Annotated in this window: 12 protein-coding genes and 1 pseudogene; 11 read left to right on the top strand and 2 right to left on the bottom strand. The window is 63.6% G+C overall.

Translation table 11 applies throughout. The annotated features are described in order from the left end of the window. Nucleotides 1-13: 13 nt before the first annotated feature. Nucleotides 14-1,786: a SulP family inorganic anion transporter gene (locus GV002_RS05105; RefSeq protein WP_160017338.1), complete on the bottom strand. Its 1,773-nt coding sequence runs from the start codon at nt 1,784-1,786 to the stop codon at nt 14-16. Nucleotides 1,787-1,965: 179 nt separating this feature from the next. Here GV002_RS05105 and GV002_RS05110 point away from each other — a divergent pair, with 179 nt between their 5' ends. From GV002_RS05110 to GV002_RS05155, 10 genes are all read left to right on the top strand, one after another. Further along, entirely contained in the window at nt 1,966-3,627 is a 1,662-nt protein-coding gene (locus tag GV002_RS05110) for a GMC family oxidoreductase (protein WP_372241814.1), read from the top strand. An 80-nt stretch (nt 3,628-3,707) separates the two neighbouring features. Beyond that, on the top strand, nt 3,708-4,643 hold the full coding sequence (locus GV002_RS05115; protein WP_160017339.1) for an autotransporter outer membrane beta-barrel domain-containing protein: 936 nt from the start codon (nt 3,708-3,710) through the stop codon (nt 4,641-4,643). A gap of 178 nt (nt 4,644-4,821) precedes the next feature. Continuing rightward, nucleotides 4,822-5,917 (top strand): peptide chain release factor 2 gene (gene prfB / locus GV002_RS05120; protein WP_160017340.1). Its coding sequence is split into 2 segments (ribosomal slippage): nt 4,822-4,893 and nt 4,895-5,917, totalling 1,095 coding nucleotides; the frame shifts between segments, so codons are not numbered across the junction. An 80-nt stretch (nt 5,918-5,997) separates the two neighbouring features. Further along, the gene (gene lysS / locus GV002_RS05125; RefSeq protein WP_160017341.1) at nt 5,998-7,500 is read left to right on the top strand and encodes a lysine--tRNA ligase; all 1,503 of its coding nucleotides are present in this window, start codon (nt 5,998-6,000) and stop codon (nt 7,498-7,500) included. 165 nt (nt 7,501-7,665) lie between these two features. Beyond that, nucleotides 7,666-8,379 (top strand): TetR/AcrR family transcriptional regulator, encoded by a 714-nt coding sequence (locus GV002_RS05130; protein WP_160017342.1) that lies wholly within the window; start codon nt 7,666-7,668, stop codon nt 8,377-8,379. 43 nt (nt 8,380-8,422) lie between these two features. Next, nucleotides 8,423-8,974, top strand: coding sequence for a hypothetical protein (locus GV002_RS05135; RefSeq protein ID WP_160017343.1), 552 nt, complete (start codon nt 8,423-8,425; stop codon nt 8,972-8,974). 8 nt (nt 8,975-8,982) lie between these two features. Continuing rightward, nucleotides 8,983-10,272: a flavohemoglobin expression-modulating QEGLA motif protein gene (locus GV002_RS05140; RefSeq protein ID WP_160017344.1), complete on the top strand. Its 1,290-nt coding sequence runs from the start codon at nt 8,983-8,985 to the stop codon at nt 10,270-10,272. 90 nt (nt 10,273-10,362) lie between these two features. Continuing rightward, nucleotides 10,363-11,109 carry a TIGR00266 family protein gene (locus GV002_RS05145; RefSeq protein WP_160017345.1) on the top strand — a complete coding sequence of 249 codons (747 nt, stop codon included), beginning with the start codon at nt 10,363-10,365 and terminating at the stop codon, nt 11,107-11,109. Next, a complete protein-coding gene (locus GV002_RS05150; RefSeq protein ID WP_372241815.1) occupies nt 11,060-11,992 on the top strand; it encodes an alpha/beta hydrolase in 933 nt (310 codons plus the stop codon). Before GV002_RS05145 ends, GV002_RS05150 begins: the two co-directional genes overlap by 50 nt. Then, the gene (locus tag GV002_RS05155) at nt 11,989-12,312 is read left to right on the top strand and encodes a hypothetical protein (protein ID WP_160017347.1); all 324 of its coding nucleotides are present in this window, start codon (nt 11,989-11,991) and stop codon (nt 12,310-12,312) included. The genes GV002_RS05150 and GV002_RS05155 overlap by 4 nt, the downstream gene beginning before the upstream one ends. 483 nt (nt 12,313-12,795) lie before the next feature. On the opposite strand, the pseudogene mnmD reads toward GV002_RS05155, so the two are convergent. Then, nucleotides 12,796-13,539: pseudogene (gene mnmD, locus GV002_RS05160) on the bottom strand (tRNA (5-methylaminomethyl-2-thiouridine)(34)-methyltransferase MnmD); the annotation flags it as partial. Between the two features lie 135 nt (nt 13,540-13,674). On the opposite strand from mnmD, the gene pap reads away from it, so the two are divergent. Next, entirely contained in the window at nt 13,675-15,162 is a 1,488-nt protein-coding gene (gene pap, locus GV002_RS05165) for a polyphosphate:AMP phosphotransferase (protein WP_160017348.1), read from the top strand. Nucleotides 15,163-15,324: the final 162 nt, after the last annotated feature.

Consider the following 15,324-nt stretch of genomic DNA (forward strand, 5'->3'; position numbering starts at 1 on the left):
TCGTCTTCTCGTTTCAGTCCGCATGCCGGGCATGGCCCGGCATCGCCTCATAACCATGATCGCTCAGGTAGGCTTCGACGGCCGCGCTAACCGTTGGTTGCAGGTGCCTTGGCTGATCCTCATGCAGCAATCCGAAGCGTCGCAGCTTGTCCTTGAGCGGCCCCTTGACCTCCGCAAAGTGCAGCTCGATGCCGATATCCGCCAGCGTCCGTTCCAGGTCGCCGAGCATGTCGGCAGAGGTCACGTCGATGCTGGTAATCGGCTCGGCTGCGATCACCACGCGACGCACCGGTGCGGGAGCTCGCTCCAGCGCCTGCAGCAGGGATTGCTGGAAGAGCTCGGCATTGGCGAAGAACAGCGGGGCGTCCCAGCGAAACAGCAGCAGGCCGGGTATCTGTCGTGCATCGGGGTGTCGCTTGATGTCATGGAAACCACGAATGCCCTCTACCTGGCCGAGAACGGTGTAGTAAGGGCGCCAGCCATCCCAGAGAAACTCGATCACCGCCAGCACCACGGCAATGCCGATACCGGGGATGACACCGAAGGTCACCACGCCGGCAAAGCAGGCCATCGACAGCCAGAACTCCCATTGCTGCACGCGGAAGATACGGCGCAGGTCGGTGACCACGAACAGACCGATGACCGCGGCAATCACCACCGCGGCCAGCGCACTGGTGGGCAGGTGCTGCATCAGATCCGGGGCCAGCACCAGCAGCAGGGCGACGCTCAGGGCGCCGACGATACCGGCGACCTGGGTCATCGCGCCTGCAGCTTCGGCGACCGGCGTGCGTGACGAGCTGCTGCTGATGGGAAAACCCTGAAACAAACCACCGGCCAGGTTCGCCGCGCCGAGACCGATGAGCTCCTGATTGGGGTCTACTGGGCGTCCGGTACGGGCTGCGTAGGTGCGCGACAGCACGCTGGTGTCGGCGAATGCGACCAGGGCGACAGCGAGGCCGCCCAGCACCACGCTGGCCAGATCGACGCCGCTCAGCCAGGGCAGGGTGAAACTGGGCAGCCCCTGTGGCAGTTCACCTAGTACCTGTACGCCCTGGGTATCGAGGTCGAACAGTGCGACCGCCACGGTTGCCAGAGTCACGGCGATGAGGATGCCGGGCAACTGCCTGAAGCGGCTCAGCAGCAGGATCAAGGCCAGTGTGCCGGTGCCGACGAGCAGGCTGTAGAGGTGGACCTGTCCCTCGATCAGCGCGCTGGCGATTGCCCGGAGGTCGCTGAGCGGACCCTGGCTGTCGATGGAAAAACCGAACAACTTGGGCGTCTGGCTGATCAGCACACTCAGCGCGATACCGTTCATGTAGCCATAGCGGATGGGTTTGGACAGCAATTCGGTGATGAACCCCAGACGCAGCAGCCCGGCAATCAGGCAAGTCAGGCCGGCCACCACGGCCATCATGCTGGCCAGGGTCACCGCACGCATCGGGTCGCCGCCTGAGAGCGGCAGCACCACGGCGAGAATCAGCGCCGCCAGGGCCGAGTCCGGGCCGAGCACGAGAATACGGCTGGGGCCGAACAGGGCGTAGGCCAGCAGCGGCACGATGGTCGCGTACAGACCATAGATGCCTGGCACGCCGGAGGCCTCGGCATAGGCGATGCCCACCGGCACCAGCATGGTGGTCAGCACCAGGCCGGCCGCAATGTCCTTCGGCAGCCAGGCCAGGTGATAGCCCCTGAGCGTTTGCAGGCCCGGAAGCCAGCGTAGCCAGCCGCGCTGTTGCGAAATGGCAGGAAGCGGCGTGTGTGGCTTGCGTGCAGGCGCTGGTGGCATCGCGGACGGGCTCGAGCAGGAATGCCTACAAGTAAAGCGCAGAGCACGGGTGCTTCACCATAGCTGCCAGTCGATGGGCGCACATTCAGCCGCTGCCTCAGACCAAAAGATCATTCATCCCCGCACCCGGCTTGTTCTAGGCTGTTGGCCAACGACAAGAACGACACGCGAGGATGCTTATGTCGCAACTGCCACTGGATGCATACGACTATCTGATCGTCGGCGCCGGCCCTGCCGGCTGTCTGCTGGCCAATCGGCTTTCCGCCGACCCTGGCGTCAGCGTGCTGCTGATCGAGGCGGGCGGGCGCGACAACTATCCCTGGATTCATATCCCGGTCGGCTACCTCTACTGCATCGGTAACCCGCGTACCGACTGGTGCTACGACACCGAGGCCGATCCCGGCCTGCATGGCCGCTCGCTGAAATACCCGCGTGGCCGTGTGCTCGGTGGCAGCTCCTCGATCAACGGCATGATCTACATGCGTGGCCAGGCGGCGGACTACGATGGCTGGGCTGCGGCGGGCAATCCCGGTTGGACCTGGCGTGATGTGTTGCCGCTGTTCAAACGGTCGGAGAAACATTTTGCTGGCACCAGCGAATGGCACGGCGGCGATGGCGAGTGGCGGGTCGAGCGCCAGCGTCTGTCCTGGGCGATTCTCGAGGCCTTCCGTGATGCAGCGGCGCAGAGCGGTATCGCCAGCGTCGATGACTTCAACGGCGGTGACAACGAAGGCTGCAGCTATTTTCAGGTCAACCAGAAACGCGGTGTGCGCTGGAATGCCTCCAAGGCCTTTCTGCGCGATATTCGCCAGCGCCCCAATCTGCAGGTGCTTACCGGCGCCGAAGCTGAACGGCTGGAGCTGGAGGGCGGTCGCGCCCGTGCGCTGCATCTGCGTTGTCAGGGGCGGGCGCTGCGCATTGCGGCTCGCCGCGAGATCATCCTGTGTGCTGGCGCCATCGGTTCGCCGGCCTTGCTGCAGCGTTCCGGCATCGGCCCACGGCCGCTGCTCGAACGCCTGGGCATCGGCGTGCACCATGAGCTACCAGGCGTCGGTGAGAACCTGCAGGATCACCTGCAACTGCGTTTGATCTATCGAGTCGAGGGCGTGAAGACGCTCAACCGCATCGTGGCTACGCCCTGGGGCAAGCTGGGCATGGGCCTGGAGTACCTGCTCAAGCGTAGCGGCCCCTTGTCCATGGCGCCCAGCCAGCTCGGCGCTTTCGCCAAATCCGACCCCGGCCAGGTGCGCGCCAACCTGCAGTATCACGTGCAGCCATTGTCGCTGGAACGCTTTGGCGAGCCCTTGCACGATTTCCCGGCCTTCACCGCCTCGGTATGCAACCTGCGCCCGCACAGCCGCGGCAGCGTCCAGATCGCCTCGGTCGATGCCAGCGTCGCCCCGCTGATTCGCCCCAATTACCTCAGTGACGAGCGGGATCTGCAGGTGGCGGCCGACGCCATTCGCCTGACCCGGCGCATCGTCGCCGCGCCCGCCCTGGCCGGCTACCGGCCCGAGGAATACAAGCCGGGGCCGCAGTACCAGAGCGAGGAAGACCTGCAGCGCGCAGCGGGCGAGATCGGCACCACCATTTTCCATCCGGTCGGCACTTGCGCCATGGGGCAGGGGCGCGATGCCGTAGTGGACGCCCGCCTGCGCGTGCACGGTATCGCCGGTTTGCGCGTGGTCGACGCGTCGATCATGCCGAGCATCACCTCGGGCAATACCTGCTCGCCGGTACTGATGATCGCGGAAAAGGCCGCGCAGATGATCGCCGCCGATGCGCGAGCGGCGATAAGCATGCTGCCGCAGCGCGAGCCTGGTTGCGCGGTGAGCGCGTGACCGCTCGATCCGAAGTGCCCTGGCGGGCGAGGCTGACGGTGTGCTCTGGTAGCATTGGGCGTTGATGAATGGAGGCGAACATGGCTCTGCGTGTAGCGCTGATCGGGTTGGGCTTGCTTCAGGTCGCCATGAGCGTTGTAGCTGGCGATCTGGCGTTGGACCAGCGCGCCTTGCTCCTGGAGGACAGCCGGTTGCCGCGTGAGGCGGCCCTGGATCGTCTGCAGCAGGTGCGCTTCGCCTTTCGCGAGGCGTCGCCTGAGGCCGGCGAGTGGCCGCTGTGGTCGCGCACCTATGGCATCCAGGGGAGCTGGGACGACGCCGGCCTCGAGCGCCGCGGCGAGGGGCTGCTGATGGGGATGGATCGTGCGCTGGGTGGACAGTGGATCGGCAGTGTACTGGGTGGCGTGACGCGTGCCCGGCTGGATCATGATCAGGGTCATGGCCGCACCGATAGTCGTTACCTTGGGGTCTACGCCGCGACCCGGGTATACAACCAGTTGGGGTTTCGGCTCGGGTTGCTGCACGGCTGGCATGAGCTGGATCGGCGTGATAACGCGCGCAGTTGGCAGCTGTTTGGCGAAAGCAGTTACGCCATGGACTATCGCGATTTCACCTTGGAGCCATTTGCCGGCCTGGCGTTAGTGCATCTGGATGCCGACGCCCGGCGTTTCGACGGACTGCGCCTGGCCTCGGCGCACGAGCAGGGTAGTTACCTGACGCTTGGCTGGCGCCTGGCCGCGCCCTGGTACTGGCAACAGCGCAAGTGGGTAGGGCGTGCCAGTCTGGCGCTGCGGCAGAACCTGGGCAGCGACCGCTTGCGTGACGAGGCGGTCGACGGCCAGGGCGCACTCCAGCAGATGCACAGTCGTGAGTTCGAGCGCAGCAGCCTGCGTCTTGACCTGAGCCTGGATCATGAACTCAGCCGCAGTCTCTACCTGGGCCTGACCTATGCGGGCCATTACGCCGAAGACGCGCGCGACAACGCCTTGGCAGCGCGCCTGAGCCTGAAGTTCTGAGCGCGCCCCGCCGGTCAGTCAGCGGGCTGCCAGGGGGCTTCGAGTCGGGTATACTCGCCGGCTTTTCAGAAACTTTGCGGTCACGGCTCTTGTCGTGCTCGGCCAGGGCAGCGCATTAGCCGCTCGGGCGAGCCGGATTGAGCCTTTTCGCGTCTTTTGCCCGAGAGCGCCGACTACCATGGAAATCAATCCGATCCTCAACGCCATCAAGGACCTGTCCGAGCGAACCCAGTCAATTCGGGGGTATCTTTGACTACGATCACAAGCATGATCGTCTGGTCGAAGTAAACCGCGAGCTGGAAGACGCCAGCGTCTGGAACAAGCCCGAGTACGCGCAAGCCCTGGGCCGCGAGCGCGCCATGCTGGCTCAGATCGTCGAAACCATCGACGACCTCACCGGCAGCCTGACTGATTCCAAAGATCTGCTGGAAATGGCCGCTGAAGAAAACGACGAAGGCGCCGTGAACGACATCGCCGCCGAAGTCGAGCGCCTGCGCGAAATCCTCGAGAAGCTGGAATTCCGCCGCATGTTCAGCGGCGAGATGGACCCGAACAACTGCTATCTGGACATCCAGGCCGGTTCCGGCGGCACCGAGGCCCAGGACTGGGCCAACATCCTGCTGCGCATGTACCTGCGCTGGGCCGACAAGCGCGGCTTCGACGCCACCATCATCGAGCTGTCCGAGGGTGAAGTCGCCGGCATCAAGGGCGCCACCGTGCACATCAAGGGCGAGTATGCCTTCGGCTGGCTGCGCACCGAGATCGGCGTGCACCGCCTGGTGCGCAAGAGCCCGTTCGACTCCGGCGCCCGTCGCCACACCTCGTTCTCGGCGGTGTTCGTATCGCCCGAGATCGATGACAAGGTCGAGATCGACATCAACCCGTCCGATCTGCGCATCGACACCTACCGCTCCTCCGGTGCCGGTGGTCAGCACGTCAACACCACCGACTCGGCGGTGCGTATCACCCACGTGCCGACCAACACCGTGGTGGCTTGCCAGAACGAACGTTCCCAGCACGCCAACAAGGACACCGCCATGAAGATGCTGCGGGCCAAGTTGTACGAGCTGGAAATGCAAAAGCGCAACGCTGCTTCGCAGGCGCTGGAGGACAGCAAGTCCGATATCGGCTGGGGTCATCAGATCCGTTCCTACGTGCTCGATGACTCGCGCATCAAGGACCTGCGTACCGGCGTCGAGCGTAGCGACTGCCAGAAAGTCCTCGATGGCGACCTCGACGGCTACCTCGAGGCCAGCCTCAAGCAGGGCCTCTAAGCCCAGCAACCCATCCGTGGGCGCCGGCTAGCCGGCGCCTGCTCAAATCTTGTACGACACGCCAGGCAGATAAAGCGACCATGAGCGACCAACAACTCGACCAGAACGAACTGCAACAGGAAGAAAACAAGCTGATTGCCCAGCGCAAGGAAAAGCTTGCTGCCGTCCGTGAGCAGGGCATTGCCTTCCCCAACGATTTCCGCCGCGACCGCCTGTGCGCCGACCTGCAGAAACAGTACGAGGGCAAGAGCAAGGAAGAGCTGGAAGCCGCAGCCATCCCGGTCAAGGTGGCCGGGCGCATCATGCTCAACCGTGGCGCCTTCATGGTCATCCAGGATACGTCCGGGCGCCTGCAGGTCTACGTCAACCGCAAGACCCTGCCGGCCGAGCAGCTGGAAGCGGTCAAGCACTTCGACCTGGGCGACATCATCGCTGCCGAGGGTACCCTGGCCCGCTCGGGCAAGGGCGACCTGTACGTCGACATGCAGAACGTGCGCCTGCTGACCAAGTCGCTGCGCCCGCTGCCAGACAAGCACCATGGCCTGACCGACACCGAGCAGCGCTACCGCCAGCGCTACGTCGACCTGATCGTCAACGAGGAAGTACGCCACACCTTCCGTGTGCGCTCGCAGGTGATCGCGCACATCCGTCGCTTCCTCAACGAGCGCGGTTTCCTCGAAGTGGAAACCCCGATGCTGCAGACCATCCCCGGCGGCGCCGCGGCCAAGCCGTTCGAGACCCACCACAATGCGCTGGACATGGCCATGTTCCTGCGTATCGCCCCGGAGCTGTACCTCAAGCGTCTGGTGGTTGGTGGTTTTGAAAAGGTCTTCGAGATCAACCGCAACTTCCGTAACGAAGGCGTTTCGACCCGGCACAACCCCGAGTTCACCATGCTCGAGTTCTACCAGGCCTACGCCGATTATCGCGACAACATGGACCTCACCGAGGAGCTGTTCCGCGAGCTGGCCCTGGCCGTGCTGGGCAGCACCGACGTGCCGTATGGCGACAAGGTGTTCCACTTCGGCGAGCCGTTCGTGCGCCTGTCGGTGTACGACTCCATCCTCAAGTACAACCCGGAGATCACCGAGGCTGACCTGGGCGACGTCGAGAAGGCCCGCGCCATCGCCAAGAAGGCCGGCGCCAAGGTGCTTGGCCACGAAGGCCTGGGCAAGCTGCAGGTGATGATTTTCGAAGAGCTGGTGGAGAGCAAGCTGGAGCAGCCGCACTTCATCACCGAGTATCCGTTCGAAGTGTCGCCACTGGCGCGTCGCAACGACGACAATCCCAACGTCACCGACCGCTTCGAGCTGTTCATCGGTGGTCGTGAGATCGCCAACGCATACTCCGAGCTCAATGACGCCGAAGATCAGGCCGAGCGCTTCCTCGCCCAGGTGGCCGAGAAGGACGCCGGTGACGATGAAGCCATGCACTACGACGCCGACTTCGTCCGCGCCCTGGAGTACGGCATGCCGCCGACGGCCGGTGAAGGCATCGGCATCGACCGCCTGGTGATGCTGCTGACCAACTCACCGTCGATCCGCGACGTCATCCTGTTCCCGCACATGCGTCCGCAGGCTTGATGCCAGACAGAAAGCCGCCTTCGGGCGGCTTTTTGCTACTTGCCTTTGCACTTTTCACGGCGATTTCACCGGTCGCCCGGGCTGTAAGCGAAACGGAGCCTTTTGCTTGCCTGTCCAAGCCATTACTCTCCCTGTCATAACCAGAACCCAGAGGGTCGACCCACCTTGAGCCCCGTGCCCGCGTCCCCGAATGCCACCCAGGCAGCCAATGCCGTCGCCGAAAGCGTCCAGTACCAGGGCCGCAAGGCCAGTCGCCAGGGCAGTGAGCAGCGCCGCCAGGCGATTCTCGATGCCGCCATGCGCATCATCGTGCGCGATGGCGTGCGCGCCGTGCGCCATCGTGCGGTGGCGGCCGAGGCGCAGGTACCCTTGTCGGCCACGACCTACTATTTCAAGGACATCGATGACCTGATCACCGATACCTTCGCCCAGTTCGTCGAGCGCAGCGCTGCGCAGATGGCGGCCTTCTGGGCCAGTACCCAGGGTGCGCTGGAGGAGATGGTCGGGCGCCTGGATGGCAGCGAGCAGGCGCGTCGGCAACTGGCCGACGAGATCGCCGCTCTGGCGGTGCAGTACGTGCAGCGCCAGTTGCGTGAGCGTCGTGATCACCTGATCGCCGAGCAGGCGTTCCAGCAGGAAGCCCTGCTCAACCCACGCCTGCGCGAGCTGGTGCGAGCCCACCGGCAGATCCTGCAGCAGGGTGTCACCCACTTCTTCGAGGTGCTGGGCTCGCGCCAGCCCGAACAGGATGCCGTGCTGTTGACGGCCACCATCGTGCGGATGGAGTATCAGGGCCTGCTAGACGGTGTAGAGCGCCTGGACAGCCAAGGAATGCTGGCCATCCTTAAACGCTACATGAATCTGGTTCTGGGGTTGTAAACCGTCGATCATCGGGTCGAACGGCCTTCACAAGGAGAGCGAAATGAAAGCCTGGCGCGCATTGGTCGCCCTGTCCTTCCTGCTGTTGAGTGGTTGCCTGGTCACCTTCAAGGACCCGATTCCGGCCAACGAGGCTGCGCCCATACCACTGCTGGGCGAATGGACCCGGCAGGACGAGTGGGGCGACCAGCTGTTTCTGGAGATCACCCGTGCCGGCTCCAACCTCTACCTGGCGCGTATCTATGAAGGCAGCGCGGACAACGAAAGCAGCTTCGAGGAGTTCGGTTTCACCGTCGCTCATCATGGCCGCCGCTGGTACCTCTCGGCGGGCTTGCCGAAGAGCCTGGGCGCCAACTTCGCCATCGCCGGTTTCGAGTTGACCAGGGACAACGAGCTGGTGCTGTACAACCTCGACACCGACCGCATTCTCCAGGACATGGAAAAGGGCCTGCTGGAAGGGCAGACCGTCTCCATGCCCGAAGCTGACGGTGCATTGATCACCAGCCCGCTGGACAAGGTGTTCGCCTACCTCGACGACCCGGCCAATGCCGACCTGTTCGTCGAGGTGGCGCGCTATCAGCGGGCCGCCGAGTAGGAACTGCAATGAACAGCCAGCAAAAACTGGACGACTACCAACTCTGTATTCGTGCCCTCAGTGACCGCATCGTCGACGCGCAAACGCCCATCCGCATACTCGATGCGGTGAAGTGGGACGACGGCATCCGTGACGGCTTTCTCAAGGCCAAGGGCAAGCAGCTGCCAGCCGTGGATCGCGACTACTACCTGAGTCGGCCGCTGGCCTTCGATGCCACCGCGAAGAAGCAGGAATTTCAGAACATCGAGCGCGATATCACCCGCCAGCTCGGCCAGTTCAACCCGGTCGGGCAGATCATGCGACGCATGTGCAAGGAATACCGCATGGTCATCCGCATGCTCGAGGCGCGTGGCACCGAGGACTTCGGCCTGATCAGCCAGGAACTGTATGGCGCTGCCTCCGACGCCTTCCATGCTGGCGATCCGACCTTGGCCGACCTGGGTCTGATGCTTTCGGACTACCTCAACAACATCGCCGCGCGTGGTGATCTGGAAGACGAGGCCAAGACCCTCGGGGCCAGTGATGCGGTGAATATTCTGCAGCAGCGCCTGGCCGGGGTGTTCGGCGACGACACCATTCGCGTGTTCGAGTCCGACGGTATCCTTGCCGATGCTGCCGCCGGCGCCGACTACATCAAGATCCGCAGCGATGCGCGTTTCAACGAACGTGACGTCAAGGCGCTGGAGGTGCACGAAGGGCTGGTGCACGTCGGCACTACGCTCAACGGCCTCAACCAGCCGATCTGCACCTTCCTGGCCAAGGGCCCGCCCTCATCGACGGTGACCCAGGAGGGCCTGGCAATTCTCATGGAGGTGATCGCCTTCGCCTCCTACCCCACGCGTTTGCGCAAGCTGACCAACCGCACCCGCGCCATCCACATGGCCGAGGAGGGCGCAGATTTTCTCGAGGTGTTCGAGTTCTTCCGCGAGCAGGGTTATGGCCTGGAAGGCGGCTACAGCAATGCCAGCCGGGTGTTTCGCGGCTCGCTGCCGACGGGGCTGCCGTTCACCAAGGATCTGTCCTACCTGAAGGGCTTCATCCTCATCTACAACTACATCCAGCTGGCGGTGCGCAAAGGCAAGCTGGAGCAGATTCCGCTGCTGTTCTGCGGCAAGACCACCCTGGAAGACATGCGCACCCTGCGCAAACTGGTGGACGAGGGCCTGGTGCAGCCGCCCAAGTACCTGCCACCGCAGTTCCAGGACATGAACGCACTATCGGCCTGGATGTGCTTCTCCAACTTCCTCAACCATTTGAGCCTGGATCGCATCGAAGCGGACTACGCCAACATCCTCTGAATCACACCGTACCTAGGGTGCGCCGCGCGCACCGCTGCCGCAGCGCATCGTCAGGTTTACAACGTCGTGGCCCACCCCGGAGACCCGCAAGTGCCCAGCCATCAACTCGAATACGAAATCCTCGGCGCTTCGGCGCAATCGGTGGAGATCATCCTCGACCCTGGCGAGACGGTAATTGCCGAGGCCGGTGCGATGAACTACATGACCGACGGCGTGCGCTTCGAAACACGCATGGGTGACGGTTCGTCCAGCGGTCTGCTGGGCAAGCTGTGGAGCGTCGGCAAGCGCATGCTCACCGGCGAGTCGCTTTTCATGACCCACTTCAGCAATGGCGGGAAAACCCAGGCGCGGGTCGCCTTCGCCGCGCCGTATCCGGGCACTGTGGTGCCCATCGACCTGGCGAAGGTCGGCGGCCGGCTGATTTGCCAGAAGGACGCTTTCCTCTGTGCCGCACATGGCACCCGCATCGGTATCAGCTTCGCCAAGCGCCTGGGTGCCGGCTTCTTCGGTGGCGAGGGCTTCATCCTGCAGAAGCTCGAAGGCGATGGCCTGGCCTTCGTGCATGCCGGCGGTACGGTGATTCGCAAGGAGTTGAACAACGAAACGCTGCGTCTGGATACCGGCTGCCTGGTGGCCTTCAGTAGCGGTATCGACTACGACATCGCCCTGGCCGGCGGCCTCAAGAGCATGCTGTTCGGCGGCGAAGGCATCTTGCTGACCACCCTCAAGGGCACCGGCACGGTGTGGATCCAGAGTCTGCCGTTCTCGCGTCTGGCCGAACGTGTCTATGCCGCGACCGTTCAGGCGCGCGAAGAGGTACGCGCGGGTGGCAAGTAGCCTGCGAGCACTGGCCTTGCTGCTGGCCAGCCTGTGCTTGGCCGGTTGCAGCGGCCTGTTGTTCTACCCGGAACCTGGCCTGCCCATCACTCCGGCTCGCGCCGGCCTGGAATACCGCGATATCGAATTGCGCGCCGCCGATGGCACGCGCCTGCATGTCTGGTGGCTGCCGGCCAAGGCCGGAGTGAAGGTCAAGGGCACGGTGCTGCATCTGCATGGCAATGGCGGCAATCTGGCCTGGCACCTGGGCGGCGTTCACTGGCTGCCGGAACAGGGTTATCAGGTGCTGATGCTGGATTATCGCGGTTACGGTCTGTCCGAAGGCAAGCCGCGACTGCCGGAGGTCTATCAGGATATCGATGCGGCCTTCGCCTGGCTCGAACAGGCGCCGCAGGTGCAGGGCTTGCCGCTGTTGGTGTTGGGGCAGAGCCTCGGTGGCGCGTTGGCCGTGCACTACCTGGCCGAGCATCCCGAGCGTCGCTCAGGCGTGCAGGCTATGGCGCTCGATGGTGTGCCAGCCAGTTATCGCGACGTGGCCCGCCATGCCCTGAGCACGTCCTGGCTGACCTGGCCGCTGCAGGTGCCGCTGTCCTGGTTGGTGCCGGATGGTGACAGCGCGATTCACAGCATCGATCGACTCGAAGGCTTGCCGCTGCTGATCTATCACAGCATTGACGATACGATCGTGCCGCTTTCCAATGGCCAGCGTTTGTATCAAGCTGCGCGCCCGCCACGCGTCTTTCAGGCGACCCGTGGCCTGCACGTGCAAACCTTTGCCGAGCCCGCCTGGCGCCAGTCGCTGCTGGCGTTCTTCAGCGCGCCGCAGGCTTTTGTCGAACGCCAGGGGCCGGCTACCGAATCCGCAACAGAGAGTCCGCAATGACCGAACGTAATCCCATTCCCCTCATCTTCACGGGTGTCGCCAGCATCGTCGGCACCATCGGCGTGCTCTGGTACTACGGCTACGTGCATTTCGCCAAGCCGGAAGATGCGCTGCTGCTGTCCGATTTCACCATGCTCAAGACCGTACCGGGTGAGGATTACAAGGTCTCGCTGAAACCGGCCAACCAGGTGGCGCAGTGCATCGACGGCGTGCTGGTGTTGTTCGATCTGCAGCAGAAGGGGCTGACCGGTGTGCTGGTGGACAACAAGAAGCAGGCTGTGCGCTGCATGGGCCAGGAAACCCCGGGGCTGGAGCAGTAAGGTCCGGCGCTGAAAAGAAGGTTCTTCGCATAGTTTGGGTAACGTCCGGGTTGACACCGGACTGGCAAGTTTGTGTGCGTATTGCTGACGGGCTTAGCACTATCCATTACCGAGTCCACTGAGCATTTGGGTTGCGCCCCTTACGGGCGCCACACCTTTCTTGCTTGCCCAAGAAAGGTGTGCCAAAGAAGGGCACCCCGACATCCGGGTTTCGCTACGCGAAACTTGATTCGCTTTGCTCACCCTTCGGGCCAGCCTGCGGCTGTTACTTCGCTTCGCTGCGTTTCCTCATTCCGGCGCTGCTCCGGGGGCCGGCTTACAAGGGCCATCCCTGGCCCTTTAAGCGGGGCCGCCATCGGTATTTCGCCGCATCCATGCGGCTCGCTCCCCTACGCAACACCTCCACTCGGCCTCCTGAAGGGGACCGGGCCGCGAGCTCGCGAAATCTCCGGAAGATCAAAGTCGGTGGCGTTTGGCTTTTGCTCTTGAAAACCAGGGTTTGCCTTCGTTTTGCGGGTTGCCGATGAAGTGCCCTTTGAGCACTTCCCATTTCTTGCCCAGGCCGGGCACGCGGCGCATCTGGAAACCGGCCTCGTTCAGCGCCCGGCGCACCACGCCGGCGCTGCTGAAGGTGCCCAGGGTCGCGTTCGCTGCAGACAGCCGGGCCAGTTCGGCGAACAGTCCGGGCGTCCACATCTCAGGGTTTTTCGCCGGGTTGAAACCGTCGAGAAACCAGGCGTCGATGCGCGCATCCAACAGCGGTAATTGCTCCCTCGCGTCGCCGATCAACAGGGTCAGCATCACCCGACCACCGGCCAACAGAAGGCGCTGGAATCCGGGGTGAATGGCGCGGTATTGAGTCAGCAGTTCTGCGCTGAATGGCGCCAGCTCCGGCCATAGGGCCAGGGCGCGCTGCAGGTCGTCGTGACGCAACGGGTACTTCTCCACGCTGACGAAGTGCAGGCGGGCACCGGCAGGCGCCTGTTGCTCGAACAACTGCCAGGCGCAGAGAAAATTCAGCCCGGTGCCGAAACCGGTCTCTCCGATATTCAGGCATTCGCCATCGGTGAGAGCGGCGAAGCGCGCCGCCAGATCGTTGTTGGCGAGGAAGACATAGCGCGTCTCTTCCAGGCCGTTTTCCTGGGAGAAATAGACGTCGCCGTAGCTGCGCGACAGAGGCTGGCCGCGCTCGTCCCAGTCGAGCTGGGCGTGATGGGTGTCTGGCATGGGAGAGGTCCGCTGGATCGTGATGCGATTCTACCGTGCTCGGGTACCTCGGCGCTGGGACAAGGCGCCGCGGCTGCAGGCAAAAGCGGGCTTCATCCGTTACTCTGTGAGGATCGTTTCCAGGGAGGTTGCCGCATGTTCGAATCCGCCGAAATCGGCCGCAGCATTGATAAAGCCGTGTTCGAGGCCGAAGAGCCGGCGCTGCGCGAAGCGCTGTTGGAGGCACAGTATGAGTTGAAGCAGCAGGCGCGTTTTCCGGTGATCGTACTGATCAACGGCGTCGAAGGTGCCGGCAAGGGCGAGACGGTGAAACTGCTCAACGAGTGGATGGACCCGCGGCTGATCCAGGTCAGCACCTTCGATATACAGACCGACGAAGAGCTGGCGCGGCCGCCGGCCTGGCGCTACTGGCGGCAGCTCCCGCCCAAGGGGCGCATGGGCGTGTTCTTCGGCAATTGGTACAGCCAGATGTTGCAGGGGCGGGTGCACGGCAAGTTCAAGGACGCGGTGCTGGACCAGGCCATCGACGGTGCCGAGCGCCTTGAGCGCATGCTCTGCGACGAGGGTGCGCTGATCTTCAAGTTCTGGTTTCACCTGTCCAAGAAGCACATGAAGGCGCGCCTCGAAGCGCTCAAGGAAGACCCGCTGCACAGCTGGCGCATCAGCCCGCTGGACTGGCAGCAATCGAAGACCTACGACAAGTTCGTGCGCTACGGCGAGCGTGTGCTGCGCCGCACCAGCCGCGACTATGCGCCCTGGTATGTGGTCGAGGGCGTCGATCACTATTACCGCAGCCTCACCGTCGGGCGCATTCTGCTCGAAGGCTTGCAGGCGGCGTTGGCCAATCCGCAGCGCACCCAGCTGCAACCGCATGCCGCGCCGCTGGTTTCCAGTCTGGACAATCGCGGTTTGCTGGCCAGCCTGGACATGACCCAGGCACTGAGCAAGGACGAGTACAAGGAGCAACTGGCCACCGAGCAGGCGCGTCTGTCTGGCCTGATGCGCGACAAGCGCATGCGCAAGCACGCTCTGATCGCGGCATTCGAGGGCAACGATGCCGCTGGCAAGGGTGGCGCCATCCGCCGTGTGACCGGTGCGCTCGACCCGCGCCAATACCGCATCGTGCCGGTGGCGGCGCCGACCGAGGAAGAACGTGCCCAGCCCTATCTGTGGCGTTTCTGGCGGCACATCCCGGCGCGCGGCAAGTTCACCATCTTCGACCGCAGCTGGTATGGCCGCGTGCTGGTGGAGCGGGTCGAGGGCTTCTGCAGCCAGGCCGACTGGCTGCGCGCCTACGGCGAGATCAACGACTTCGAGGAGCAACTGGCCAATGCCGGCGTGATCCTGGTGAAGTTCTGGCTGGCCATCGACCAGCAAACACAACTCGAGCGCTTCAAGGAGCGCGAGCAGATCCCTTTCAAACGCTTCAAGATCACCGAAGAGGATTGGCGCAACCGCGACAAGTGGGATGAGTACGGCGATGCGGTGGGTGACATGGTCGACCGCACCAGCACCGAGATCGCGCCCTGGACCTTGATCGAGGCTAACGACAAGCGCTTCGCCCGAGTCAAGGTGCTGCGCACCATCAACGAGGCCATCGAGGCGGCGTTCGCCAGGGATTGAAGCGGTAATCGCGGCTAAAGCCGCTCCTACGGTATTCACTGCACTGTGGGAGCGGCTTCAGCCGCGATTTTTGTGTCGATCCCAAAGCCCCGGATTACATCCGGGCTACGTCCCTGCATCGCCTCGTATACGCCAGATCAATGATGGTCGCGCCCTGGGATC

Source organism: Pseudomonas sp. 8O, assembly GCF_902506495.1.
Taxonomy (GTDB): Bacteria; Pseudomonadota; Gammaproteobacteria; order Pseudomonadales; family Pseudomonadaceae; genus Aquipseudomonas; species Aquipseudomonas chaetocerotis.